The sequence below is a fragment of the Photobacterium sp. ABD4_091 genome (genome assembly GCF_056160145.1).
This window is the reverse complement of the sequence record NZ_JBSWWQ010000002.1, coordinates 484,963-498,089: the sequence shown is the minus strand read 5'-3', so window position 1 is coordinate 498,089 and position 13,127 is coordinate 484,963. Positions and strand designations below refer to the sequence as shown.

Here is a 13,127-nt window from a genome sequence, read left to right as displayed (position 1 = left end):
CATGCGAAATCCTTTGACAAGAATGTGATTCAATTCACAAGAAGTTTACAGCGACTACCGGCCTAATGTTATACCCCCCCTCCATCAACTAATATTATTCATTCACTTTTGTCTGAAATTATAAAAGCTATGTATTAGTTATTTTGATAAGCCACGGATAAGGCAACTAAACCAATGAAACCCTACATCGAAAAAGTCAGTCCAGAACATGGTGCCACTTGGCGTTTAGAGCACTATCTTTCATTAGAAGAATCTTATGAGCTGAAGTGCGGCTGGCATTACCACCATGAGTATGAACTTGCCCTATGCCATGACCCGGGTGGTGCATTGCAAAGTACTGCTGTAAGCGGTGACCACTGCTATGAGCAAACGCACAACACATTGGTGCTATACGGGCCGGGACTCCCCCATATGATGTCAGGCCATGTATATGCTAAAAAGGGTTTGCCCGTCAGTAACCATATCCTCTGGTTTGACCCTAAATGGATTGAAAAGCTGATTCAGGCAGAGCCTGCACTATTAGTTCTTGAAAACACGCTCAAGCGTTCAAAAAGCGGTATAAAATTTAGCTCGAGATGTGCCGAACAAGTATCAGCTTTACTCAGAGAAACTAAACAGCTCTCACCCGCCCGGCAATTTAGTCAAATATTGAATATCCTACTTTGCCTTGCCGAAGATAGTGAAGCTCAGTCAATGGCTTCAACGAGCTATACCTACCATATACCCGATGACTCAGGCAGCCACCTACAGCGTTTGAAAAAGCTTCAGAGCTACATTGAAAAAAATTATCACAGACCGATAAAGATTGCAGAAATTTGCGACGAGCTACATATGAGTGAAAGCTCGGTTTACCGTTTATTTGAGCGCCACTTTATGGAAAGTTTTGCCGAGCACCTCAAGCGTTACCGGCTAGGAAAAGCCAGCGAAAAAATCATTAATACGGAATTACCGATTGCCTTGATTGCCGAGCAAAGCGGCTTTGCCAATTTGTCCAACTTCAACCGTCAGTTCAAGCAACAGAAGCAGATGACACCCAGCCAATTTCGCAGCATGTTCCGGCTGAATAGCAAAAATAAAAAAGCCAATGCTTAACAAGCATTGGCTTTGCTCATAGGTTGTTTACCTAATTAAACTTCTTCCGGTTGACCTTGCAACACGTTAGACACTTCAATAGGTAGCTTTTGCATCACATAGTCACCAGGAGCTGCGCATTTCACTGGGTAGTTCTCACTACCAGCAGAGCGAGCATCAACGACCTCGGCCTCTTCGAAGCCTGCCATCCACTGGTTCCAATGACCCCACCAAGAACCTTCCTGGCGTTTAGCCCCTTTCAGCCATGTTTCAGGCTCAGCCGAAGACTTATCATTCGTCCAGAAACCGTACTTGTTCTTGGCTGGATGGTTAACAATACCTGCAATGTGCCCTGACTCACCTAGAACAAACGTGGACTTGCCACCTAGCTTGCGTGCACCGCGATAAGTACCCTGCCACAGCGCGATGTGATCTTCCTGGGTTGAGATGAAGTAGGTCGGGATCTTGATCTTCGCCAGATCAATATACACGCCACCCACTTTGAACCCTTTAGGATCAACAAGACGGTTTTCCAGGTAGAACTGGCGCAGCAGCGTACTGTGACACGCTACAGCAACATTGGTGCTATCACCGTTCCAGTACAGCAAATCAAAATCGATTGGGCTGTTACCTTTCAGGTAGTTGTTGATGTAGTAGTTCCAGTACAGGCTGTTCTCACGCAGCAGGCTGAAGGTGACACTCAGCGAGCGGCCATCCATATACCCTTTTGCTTCGTTCTGCGCTTCAATGGCCGAGACTATCGGATCGTTGATATAAGCACCGATTTCACCTGGCTGAGAGAAGTCTAGCAGCGTGGTAAAGAATGTCGCCGATTTAATGCGGCTACGCATGCGCTTCGCAGAGTAGTACGCCAAGGCAGTCGCTAGCAGCGTACCACCAATACAGTAACCGGCTGCATTGATTTGCTTCTCACCAGTGATATCTTCAATAACATCAACGGCTTTGACCACCCCATCAACAACGTAGTTGTCAAAGTCGACATCGTACATGCTGGCATCAGGGTTACGCCAAGACATCATAAATACGGTATGCCCTTGCTCCACCAGCCAACGCACCATTGAATTCTTCTCACGAAGATCCAAGATGTAGTACTTATTGATAAACGGCGGTACGATCAAAAGCGGTGTTGAGTTGACTTTTTCAGTGAGTGGCTTGTACTGAATCAGCTCAAACAGGTGGTTCTTGTAGACAACATCACCGGCGGTGTTTGCCACATTTTCACCCAGCTGGAAAGCCGCATCATTGGTCATGCGGATCTTCAACACATCGGCACTTGACTGCATGTCTTGCTGAAGCAACTCCATACCTTTGAGCAGGTTTTCACCATTACTTTCAACCGTTAGCTTCGCCAGCTCAGGGTTGGTGGTGATAAAGTTGGTCGGCGACAATGCATTGATCGCCTGGCGCGAAAAGAAGCCCAAACGCTCTTTCGACTTCTCATCCAGCCCTTCAATTGACTCGATGGACTCTTTCATCTTATTGCTAAATAGCAGATAAGATTGCTTGATATAGTTGTAAAACGCCTCATTTTCCCATGCTGGGTCGGTGAAGCGCTTATCATCTTTTTCGGGCTGAATAAAATCTGACGTATCGCTATCTTTCATGACGACATTTTGCCAAATCTTCATTTGGTTTTCCCACCAGTCCATTTGCAATTGGGCAATGACGGCTGGCTGCGCTGATGCTTTTTCGATAAATTCGGTCGTATCTTCCAAGCTAACTTCATTAAGCGCTTTATTAAGGGGAGTATTCATGGCTGCCTTGCCTGAATCCAGCTCCTTCCACCACATTTGGTTCATTTCTTGGAGCTTGGCAAAGTAGTCCGAAAAAAAGTTCTGGTTCATTCCAATGACCTCTAATTTTGGACTAAAAATGCCGCCCCGGAGCGGGGGCGGCAGAGTGGTCATTTTGATTAAGCTGGAGTGACTTGCTTTACGTTTTCAGCAACTAGCTCTTCAACTTCAGTCTTGAAAGACTGAGCGATTGCAGTGAACTTGTTGCTGTCATCGATTAGCTGCTGAGAAAGCTTAGTCAATGTTTCTAGCTGCTGGCTGTTGTAAGCAGCAAATGACTGAACGTCTTTAACTTCGCTAACAGCTTTAAGCTGCGTTAGGCCTAGGTCGCTGTAAGCGCGAACAGCTGCAAGCTGAAGTTCAGTTAGGTCTTCAACGTTCTTAGTGAACAACTTGTTGAACTTAACGTATGGTGCTAGTGATTTTTCAGTCTGCTCAGAGAAAGATTTAAACATTTCCGTATACATAGCTTGTTTCCTTCATTTAAAGAATGATTGAGTACCTGTGCCATGGTGAATACAGGTACTGTTTAGCTTTACAATTGAATTAGACGCTCTTCAGTACAATCGCTGTACCCATACCACCACCAACACAAAGAGTGGCAAGGCCATGGTCTGTGCCGCGACGGCGCATTTCGTGAAGAAGGCTGACAATAATACGGTTACCTGAAGCACCCAATGGGTGACCCAGTGCAATCGCACCACCATTTACATTGGAACGCTCGGCCAGGTCTTCAACTTGAGACCCTAGCTCGTCAGCCAATTCATGTAGTACACCTAGTGCCTGACCCGCAAACGCCTCATTGAACTCGAACAGACCAACATCAGCAATGTTGAGTTCTGCTTTGTCCAACGCTTTAACCACAGCAGGAACCGGTCCTAGACCCATTACCTCTGGAGCAATGCCTGCTTGGGCATAGCTTTCAATTTCAGCTAGCGGTGTTAGGCCATATTTTTCAACAGCAGCTTCTGAAGCTACGATAATTGCACTAGCACCATCGTTGATGCCTGACGCATTACCTGCTGTCACAGAGCCGCCTTCTTTCTTGAAAGCAGGGCGTAATTTAGCCAAGCTTTCAATACTTGCGTCCGCCTTTGGATACTCATCGGTATCTACAACACTGGTTTTCCTGCGAACAGTCACTTCAACAGGTGCAATCTCACCTGCAAATTTGCCTTGTTCAATAGCAGCCACTGCTTTTTGCTGGCTAGCCAGTGCAAAGTTGTCCTGTTGTTCACGGGTAAGGCCTACTTTTGCAACAACATTTTCAGCTGTTACGCCCATATGGTACTTATTGAAGACATCGGTCAGACCGTCAGAAATAAGTAGATCATCCAGGCTTAGAGAGCCCATTTTCTGACCATCACGAATCGTTGCAGGTGCACAGAATGGAATCTGTGACATATTTTCTGCACCGGCTGCAACAACAAGTTCAGCATCACCTGCTTTGATATGAGCAGCAGCATCCATCACCGCTTTCATACCTGAGCCACATACCATATTTAGGCTGTATGCGGGTACTTCCTGAGGGACGCCAGCATAAATAGCAGCCTGACGGCCAGGACCCATACCTTGTCCAGCACCAACAACATTACCCAGAATAACTTCGTCAAGGTTTGCTGGGTCAACCTTTGCTTCTTCCAGCGCTGCTTTAATTGCAACAGCAGCAAGTTGAGAAGCAGGAACTGATTTCAGCGCACCATTGAAACTACCGATAGGCGTACGTTTAGCCGCAACGATATATACTTTTGACATGATTTTTTGCGTCCTTTCGAAATTCAGAAATTAAACCATTAGTGCATGTACAAGCCGCCGTTCACAGACAGCGTTTCGCCTGTGATGTAAGCAGCAGCATCGCTCGCCAAGAAAGTTACCGCCGCTGCAACTTCAGCAGGAGCTGCGAGACGCTTCATTGGGATTTCAGCTTTAATGCTATCGAGTACTTCTGGTTTAATTGCTTCTACCATTGGCGTACCGGTGTAGCCTGGGGCAATGGCATTAACAGTAACACCAGAGCGTGCACCTTCTGCTGCCAATGCTTTCGTGAAGCCGATCATCCCTGCTTTAGCAGCAGAGTAGTTCGCCTGACCAAACTGACCTTTAAGACCATTTACTGAGGAAATATTAATCACACGTGAATTACCGTGTTCGCACATAGAAGCAAATAGCGGCTGAGTAACGTTAAACAAACTGTTCAGGTTTGTTGTAATGACATCCCCCCATTGCTCTTTGGACATGCGCTTGAATGTTGTGTCACGTGTAATGCCTGCGTTATTAACAAGAACATCAATATTACCTTCCTCCTGCAACAATGTTGCCAGAGCCTCTGAGCAATAGTCAGCATCTGTAACATCCAGCGGGAACAAACGAACCTGCTCTTCTGAATAATTATTCTCTTTAAACCATTCTTTAGCTTTGGCTTCACCGCTTGGGAAATATGTGGCAATCACACGAAAACCCGCATCCACTAATCCTTTAGTGATCGCTGAACCAATACCACCTTTTGCACCAGTTACTAATGCTTTTTTACTCATTACAGAAGACTCCATTCCATCTTTATGATGACTTACCATCCCTAAATTCAAACACTTATAAGCATTATGTCAATAAGGACCACTAACCAACTTAGGCTGTTTTTCAGCCTTATTTTTAATCTTGTTGCATCCTAGCGAGTGAAAAAGACACTTGGGTGACTTTTACATTGCACGAATATTATAAGAACACATGCACATAGCAATATCAACACGGAGTATCAATGGTCGTACCAATATTCCTGCATAGAATCACGCTAAAGCACAAAACCAAGACTAACCTTTAAATGTGTCATTAATGTTAACTTTCATAAGCACAATAGGTGCCAAGTTTTATATATGCAAAAACAATGATATAGAAGGGGCTAACAGCTAAGCTTTGACTGAAATTTGTGCAAAGTTGCACTTCAAAAGTGCATCAATAATCACCAATTCAAAGAGGTCATACCTGTTATATACTTGGATGAAAGGCTAGAAAATAGACACCTACACCTTAGCGCTGAACTAAAACTTTTAATTTGAGTCTTAATTTTCATATTTGACTGTTTCATTTAAGGAAAATAGCACCCCATGTTGACAACGACTTTCCAACGCCTTCAATCTCACCTGAATACTCAGGTCATCGGTCAACCAAATCTTGTTAAACAGTTAATGATTGCCCTACTCGCTGACGGCCATATTTTGGTTGAAGGGCCTCCTGGACTAGCAAAAACACGAGCTGTAAAAGTGTTATCAGACAGTATTGAGGGGAACTTCCACCGCATCCAATTTACCCCGGACCTGTTGCCCGCAGATTTAACAGGTACTGATATTTTCCGTCCTGAAACGGGGGACTTCACATTCCAACCAGGGCCGATCTTTAATGCCTTGTTGCTAGCCGATGAAATAAACCGGGCGCCGGCAAAAGTGCAAGCCGCGATGCTAGAAGCAATGGCTGAAAAGCAAATCACCGCAGGGCGTAAAACCTATCAACTGCCTGAATTGTTTTTGGTCATGGCGACCCAAAACCCTATTGAGCAAGAAGGAACCTATCCACTGCCAGAAGCTCAGTTGGATCGCTTTCTACTGCAGTTGAATGTTGAATATCCAGACGAATCCAGCGAACTGGAAATTCTGCGACTTAATCGAGGGGAAGCTTTAGGGATCACTGCTGAGGAACAAGTACAAATCACACAAGAAGAGATATTTGCGGCCCGTAAGGAAGTGCTCAACATCCATATGGCGGAAGAGGTTGAGCAATACATCATTCGCTTGGTCATGGCGACACGCCACCCTCACCGATACAGCGAGCAACTTGCCAACTGGTTACAGATGGGGGTCAGCCCACGTGCAACACTTGCGCTTGACCGCTGTGCCCGTGCCCATGCTTGGCTTAACGGCAGGGACTTTGTCACACCTGAAGATGTCCAGCTAATGGCTTACCCCGTGCTACGTCACCGCTTGCTCCTCAGCTATGAGGCCCAGGCTGAAGCTGTCGCCCCGGATACCATTATCGAGCAGCTTGTTTCACAGGTTGCTTGCGCATGAATTCAAAGGATTTAACTCCAATACTCCCTACTCACAGTGATGGTGTTAACCTCTGCCTGGCTGAGTTACTGCAATACAAAAACCAGTCTGTCAGATGGTTGCCGCCAGCGCAAAGTGTCTGGTCACAGCTCAATGGCCAGCACCAGAGCCGCCACAAAGGGCGTGGAATGAATTTTGCCGAAGTACGCCCTTATCAGGCTGGAGATGACATCCGCTCCATTGATTGGCGAGTTACAGCACGCACAGGTAAAACGCATACCAAACTGTTCACCGAGGAACGCGAACAACCGGTTATGCTGTTAATTGATGTTAGCCCTAGTATGAAGTTCGGTACGCAGCTATTGCTTAAATCCGTTCAAGCAGCCCATTTTTCCAGCTTATTAAGTTGGCTCGCTGTCAGTGAACAAGACCGGATCGGAGCCATAGTGTTTAACGGTAATCGCTTGTACGAATGTAAACCAACCGCTCGCCAGCAAGGACCTTTGAGAGTCATCAATACCATGATTGCCGCCCACCAAGAAAGTGTAAGTGAAGAGAGTGTGAACGGCGGATTCGATGGCAAGCGACTCAGCTTTTCCGATGCCTTGAAGCATCTCCACCACCTCTGCCCTAAAGGTAGCGAAATCATCGTACTCAGTGATTTCTATCAATTGCAGGAAAAAGACAAACGGCGTTTAAGCCAGCTTCGCCAACATAACCGGCTTCAGTTTGTGCAACTCTTTGACCCATTGGAATTGGGTCAAACTTCATTCAATGGCACTGAGTTTGTCACCGATGATCATCAGTCAACGTGGCTAGACTTTTCGGCTAAAAGTACCCGTGACAGCCTGAGCACTCAGTACCAGCAGCATCAGCAATTTATTCAGGAAATGTGCAAAAGCCTAGCCATACCATTGCACCACTTATCTGCGGCTCAAACCTTGATGGAGCAATTGGGTCATTCTGGTTTCAAGCCTTATAAAGGAGGGGAAAATGGCTGAAGCAGCAGTACTCCCAGCGCTTCCCCTTGCTGATATTCACCTGCCTGATGCCCCGGGAGTTTGGCCGCTGGCATGGGGATGGTGGGTAGCAATCATAATCACTTGTATCGGGGCTGCTTATTTGGTGATGGCAGTCAAGAAACAGCGACGTTACAACCTTGCAAGGCGGGAAGCTTTACAACATATGGCAACATTTAAGTCTCCTGAGGATTTCAACCAAATCAACTTGCTATTGCGCCGGGTGGCAATGTCATACCACTCGCGCGAGTACGTGGCTGGCTTGACTGGTCAATCGTGGCTTGTGTTTCTCGATCAGCATCTTGAGCAGAGGGATCAAGGTTTTGTTCGTTTGTCAGTAGCTTGGCAGCAGGGGTTATTTTCACCTGTCCCATTAGAAAAAGATCAATTTACGATGTGTCACCAACAAGCCAAAAAATGGATACGCAAGGCTAAGTTCAATACCTTGCCAGAAATATCCAAGGAGTCGGGTAATGTTTGAATTTACTTGGCTTTGGGCGTTCGGGCTGATCCCATTACCCGCTGCCATCTATTTCTTTAGTAAACCCAAAGCTCAGCCATCGGCTATCAGGCTACCGAAATTACCTGACGGGCTCGGCCAGAAAGCCAAAGTCAGCCGCTGGTTAGTGATACTTATGGTGACGGCATGGATAAGCTTGATCGGTGCGCTTTCACGCCCGGTCTGGTATGGGGATCCAATAGAGATCAACCCAGATCACCGGGATATGATGCTCGCAGTCGATTTATCAGGATCGATGTCGATCAAAGATATGATCACCCAAGATGGGGAGGCCATTGATCGCCTAACAGCCGTTAAAGATGTGCTGCATCAGTTCATCGGCAAGCGTAGTGGCGATCGTCTCGGGCTGGTTTTATTTGCCAACCATGCCTATCTGCAAACACCTCTGACCTTTGACCGAGATACCGTCCAGCAACAACTCGACCGTACTGTATTAGGGCTTATCGGCCAAAGTACCGCTATCGGTGAAGGACTGGGTATCGCGACAAAGACCTTCATTGATAGTGAAGCACCACAGCGAGTGATTGTGTTGCTGAGTGACGGTGCCAATACAGCGGGTGTCATTGAGCCTTTGGAAGCTGCTGAGCTCGCTGCGCGCAGTGATGTCACCATTTATACCGTTGGTGTCGGCGCTGAAGAGATGGAGCAACGTACCTTCTTCTCTACCCGCACGGTTAACCCTTCCCACGATCTCGATGAAAGGATGCTAACCCGCATTGCGGAAATGACTGGCGGGCAATACTTCCGTGCCAGAAACCCGCAAGAGTTAGAGCAAATTTATCAGATGATTGACCAACTAGAGCCTATTAATACCGCCCAGCAGACTTGGCGGCCTCGTCAGGAGCTATTCCGATTCCCATTGGCTCTATCTCTGTTGTTGTCGGTCGTTATTGTTGTTATGAGAAAGCGTAATGGTTAGTTTTACATTTCTATATCCATATTGGCTAATCGCTCTGCTGCCATTGCTGATGATCTTACCTTGGCTAGCCAAGAAGAAACACAAGCAAGGGCTTATTGCACCGCACTTGGCCGAAAAACTCGGGCTATCAACTAAAGGTCAATCTCGGGCAACCTTACCCGCTTTAGGTATCCTGTGGACCTTGGCAGTTGTCGCTCTTGCAGGCCCAAGCTGGCAGAAATCACCGATCCCCGCATTCAGCCTTGCTGGGGCTCGGGTTTTGGTCATGGACATGTCTCGCTCTATGTATGCCGATGACATTGTGCCTAACCGTCTTAGCCAAGCCCGCTTCAAGGCACTTGATCTCCTGCCCGGCTGGAAAGAAGGCAGCACAGGGTTGGTCACCTATGCTGCTGATGGCTATATTGTGAGTCCTTTAACCAAAGACAGCTCAACGCTATCGAGCCTTATCCCCCACCTCTCCCCCGAGATAATGCCAATACAGGGCAGTAATGCTGCTGCAGGCATTCAGGAAGCCATTAACTTACTTAAACAAGCTGGCCACCAGCAAGGGGATATCATCTTGATCACTGATGGGCTCAGCCCAAAAGAGAGTCGTGATAGCAAAAAGCTCTTGGGTGATAATCTATACCGACTTTCTATTTTAGGCGTCGGGACAACCGATGGTGCCCCAATTCGGTTACAAGACGGAACGCTGCTGACCAATACCAATGGCAAAACTGTCATTGATAAGCTTGAAGTCGCTCCTCTGCGTGAGTTAGCGCGATTAACAGGTGGTATTTTCCAGCTATCCCAACCTACCGACTTTGATATCGAAGCGCTCATCAAGGCAACAGAGAAGCCTGTCAGCAACAATAGCAGCGATGCCAGCAAAGAGCTCGAAGAGCGCATCAATGGCGGCTTCTGGCTATTGGTTCCTATTGTCTTGCTTGCCTTACTTGGTTTCCGCCGTGGTGTGATTATCGCGGCCGTATTGATAATCACACCAGTTGATAATGCATTCGCTGCGTCCTTGTCTTCTCCATTCACCAATAGCGACAATCTGGGATTTGAATTATTTGAGCAGGAAAAGTTTGCTGAAGCCGCCGAGCAATTTTCTTCGCCGCAATGGCGTGGTGCCGCGCAATATAGAGCGGGAGACTTTGAAGGGGCGATAGATACTCTCTCACCGCTTTCTGATGAGCAGTCCCAATACAACCTTGCCAATGCCTATGCGCAAAGCGGCGATTTAGACCATGCCGAAGATCTTTATCAATCAATTCTTGATAACAGCCCTGATCACCAAGATGCTCAAAAAAACCTATCACTAGTCCAAGCCCTCAAACAACAGCAAGAGAAGCAACAACCAGAAAACCAGCAGCAGGATCAGAGCCAGCAGCAGAGCGATCAGCAATCAAAGCAAGATCAGAATCAATCTCAGGGGCAACAGCAACCCCAAGATAATTCATCTGAGAATGGGCAAAACCAGTCGCAAGACAATCATCAAGATCAGCAACAGGAACAAACAGGAGATAGCTTTGACTCCGAGCAAGGCCAAGATCAAAATCAACCAGATGGTTCACAGCAACAGAGCCAACAAGCTCAGGCTGGCCAACAGCAGAATGATCAACAACAAAGTGATCAACAATCAGGACAAGCTCAGAATCAATCTAATGATGACCCGGCTAATGAGATGAAGCCACAACAGGCTCAACCTTCTGCAGAGCAACAACAATCAGACGAAGAGAGCTCAGCGCAGTCATCACCGGCTGGGGATACCAATGAAGAACCAGACGAAAACAGTACTCGTGCCGCCACAAGCTCGCAAGGCCAAGAAACGCCAGACAATGTGACAGCCAGTGATCCGGTTCTGAAAAAATTAGAACAGGTGCCGAATGACACCAGTGCCTTGATCCGTGCTCAGCTTATCTTGCAAGCTCGAGAGAAACAGGCGCCTGAAGCAACAGATAACTCTTGGTAAATATATGATTAGTAATAATATGTTTAGCTTTCAATGTAAAACCCATGCAGGGAATCACTGGCTGAAAATGCTATTTTTGGGATGGCTACTCGCGTTTTCATTGCCTTCAAATGCCGCCCAGGCCATCGCAACGGTTTCCAAAAATATCGTTGGGGTTAATGAGGTATTTCAGCTCACGATTAATGTCGATGATAACGTCAACACGAATGCCCTAGATCTCAGTGTGCTCGACGGTGATTTCAATTACGGCACCCCGTCGGTAAGCAGTGGAACCAGTTTTGTGAACGGCGTTGTGACCCGGCAAACCGAATGGAAAATTGCCGTTGCCGCAAAAGAGGTCGGGGAATTTACTATCCCGAGCTTTCGAATCGGCGCCAGCCAGACCGATCCTATCACCATGACGGTTATGAAATCGGCAAACAAATCTTCGACAAACGCATCCAAGCCAGAAATTCGAATTGATGCGGAAAGCAATAAAGACCAACTGTACGTTGGTGAAAGCATTCGTTACACCGTGCGGATCCGTATTGGTGAGCAAATGAGCCAGGCTGCACTGCAAGCTCCTTCTGGTGATGGCCTCAGCGTGAAACAATTAGGCGAAGATCGCCAGGTCGAAACGGTATTGAACGGACGCCGTTACTTGATCATTACCCGTGACTACCAGATATCTGCCAATAAGTCTGGCGATATTCTGCTTCGCGGCGCCAAGTTTACCGGCAACTTAATCAAAGGTAACCGTGGCTTTGGCTCTACCTTGCAGATCCCGTTCGAACAACAAGCTGATGACCTGACACTAACTGTATTGGCCAAGCCTGCTGATTACAAAGGGCTATGGCTTCCAACTGAAGCCTTAGAGCTAGAGCAGCAATGGCAGCCTGAAGTCAACGAGATAAAAGTCGGCGAGCCGATTAGCCGGACCATCACCTTACGGATAAAGAATGCCGAACAAAGTACGCTACCCAACCTCAATTTGCAGTACCCGAACTCGGTAAGGGTTTATGATGAAAGCCCTGTCTATGGCAGTGATGATGACTTTACCTTTATGACAATCAAGCAAGTGATCATCCCGCGCCAGTCAGGAGAAATTACACTGCCACCGTTGTCGATCAATTGGTGGAACACAGCTACCTCAAAACAAGAAACCAGCAAAATCGATGGCTTAACATTATCGGTACTACCGGGAGATCCTAATTCACAAGCATTGCTGCCACCTCAGGCCTTGCAATCAGATCAATCTGAGCCTGAAACCACAAATGTTCAGACAGAGATCGTTAAAGACAGTGGCTGGTGGCCTTGGCTATCCTTGTGCCTTGCCATCCTTTGGCTAGCGACGTTAATGCTATGGCTCGTTGAAAGGAACAAGCCCAAGCAGCAACTTCAACCGTCATATAAAGCACCCAATCCCAAAAAGCTTACGCCTGTAAACGGGATGATTGATGCACTCGAGAATAACCAACCCGTTCAGCTTCAAACCTACTACCAACAATGGCTTAAACAGCACCCTGCCCATCCGCTAGTTAAAGAGTTGGACGAAGCAATACAGCACGTTATGCAGTGCCATTACAGCAAAGATAAACACCAGTTTAGTGAAACTGATAAGCATAAAGCACTCTCTGTTATGCAAAGACTGAATAAAACAACCAGTACAGACGTGAATATGAAGTCAAGCACACTAGAGCCAATAACCCCAAAATAACAGCACTTTACCGCCCACAAAGCCCACCTCCCGGTGGGCTTTTTAACAATTACCCGCTAACCATGGATGCCATGCCTTAACAACCTTCTTC

11 protein-coding genes are annotated in these 13,127 nt (G+C 46.9%); 7 read left to right on the top strand and 4 right to left on the bottom strand.

All coding sequences use genetic code 11. The features are described from left to right. Positions 1 to 174 precede the first annotated feature (174 nt). Positions 175 to 1,092, top strand: a complete 918-nt coding sequence (locus tag ACXAGQ_RS16455; protein ID WP_475255279.1) for an AraC family transcriptional regulator — start codon at positions 175 to 177, stop codon at positions 1,090 to 1,092. A 35-nt stretch (positions 1,093 to 1,127) separates the two neighbouring features. Here ACXAGQ_RS16455 and phaC read toward each other — a convergent pair whose 3' ends face one another. The 4 genes from phaC to ACXAGQ_RS16435 all read right to left on the bottom strand — a co-directional run bounded on the left by phaC (position 1,128) and on the right by ACXAGQ_RS16435 (position 5,419). Then, positions 1,128 to 2,936 carry a class I poly(R)-hydroxyalkanoic acid synthase gene (gene phaC / locus ACXAGQ_RS16450; protein ID WP_475255278.1) on the bottom strand — a complete coding sequence of 603 codons (1,809 nt, stop codon included), beginning with the start codon at positions 2,934 to 2,936 and terminating at the stop codon, positions 1,128 to 1,130. 68 nt (positions 2,937 to 3,004) lie between these two features. After that, the gene (locus tag ACXAGQ_RS16445) at positions 3,005 to 3,352 is read right to left on the bottom strand and encodes a phasin family protein (RefSeq protein WP_475255277.1); all 348 of its coding nucleotides are present in this window, start codon (positions 3,350 to 3,352) and stop codon (positions 3,005 to 3,007) included. A gap of 79 nt (positions 3,353 to 3,431) precedes the next feature. Then, the gene (locus tag ACXAGQ_RS16440; RefSeq protein WP_475255275.1) at positions 3,432 to 4,640 is read right to left on the bottom strand and encodes an acetyl-CoA C-acetyltransferase; all 1,209 of its coding nucleotides are present in this window, start codon (positions 4,638 to 4,640) and stop codon (positions 3,432 to 3,434) included. Positions 4,641 to 4,678: 38 nt separating this feature from the next. After that, complete coding sequence (locus ACXAGQ_RS16435) at positions 4,679 to 5,419, bottom strand: SDR family oxidoreductase (RefSeq protein ID WP_475255274.1); 741 nt, start codon at positions 5,417 to 5,419, stop codon at positions 4,679 to 4,681. Between the two features lie 567 nt (positions 5,420 to 5,986). Between ACXAGQ_RS16435 and ACXAGQ_RS16430 the strand changes: the two genes are divergently transcribed. The 6 genes from ACXAGQ_RS16430 to ACXAGQ_RS16405 are packed head-to-tail and all read left to right on the top strand — an operon-like array spanning position 5,987 to position 13,036. Further along, positions 5,987 to 6,943, top strand: a complete 957-nt coding sequence (locus ACXAGQ_RS16430; protein ID WP_475255273.1) for an AAA family ATPase — start codon at positions 5,987 to 5,989, stop codon at positions 6,941 to 6,943. Then, positions 6,940 to 7,923, top strand: coding sequence for a DUF58 domain-containing protein (locus tag ACXAGQ_RS16425; protein ID WP_475255272.1), 984 nt, complete (start codon positions 6,940 to 6,942; stop codon positions 7,921 to 7,923). The genes ACXAGQ_RS16430 and ACXAGQ_RS16425 overlap by 4 nt, the downstream gene beginning before the upstream one ends. Then, on the top strand, positions 7,916 to 8,422 hold the full coding sequence (locus ACXAGQ_RS16420) for a DUF4381 domain-containing protein (protein WP_475255271.1): 507 nt from the start codon (positions 7,916 to 7,918) through the stop codon (positions 8,420 to 8,422). Before ACXAGQ_RS16425 ends, ACXAGQ_RS16420 begins: the two co-directional genes overlap by 8 nt. Then, entirely contained in the window at positions 8,415 to 9,380 is a 966-nt protein-coding gene (locus ACXAGQ_RS16415) for a vWA domain-containing protein (RefSeq protein WP_475255269.1), read from the top strand. Before ACXAGQ_RS16420 ends, ACXAGQ_RS16415 begins: the two co-directional genes overlap by 8 nt. After that, positions 9,373 to 11,340, top strand: coding sequence for a vWA domain-containing protein (locus ACXAGQ_RS16410; protein ID WP_475255268.1), 1,968 nt, complete (start codon positions 9,373 to 9,375; stop codon positions 11,338 to 11,340). Before ACXAGQ_RS16415 ends, ACXAGQ_RS16410 begins: the two co-directional genes overlap by 8 nt. Positions 11,341 to 11,344: 4 nt before the next feature. After that, positions 11,345 to 13,036 carry a BatD family protein gene (locus ACXAGQ_RS16405; protein WP_475255266.1) on the top strand — a complete coding sequence of 564 codons (1,692 nt, stop codon included), beginning with the start codon at positions 11,345 to 11,347 and terminating at the stop codon, positions 13,034 to 13,036. Positions 13,037 to 13,127: the final 91 nt, after the last annotated feature.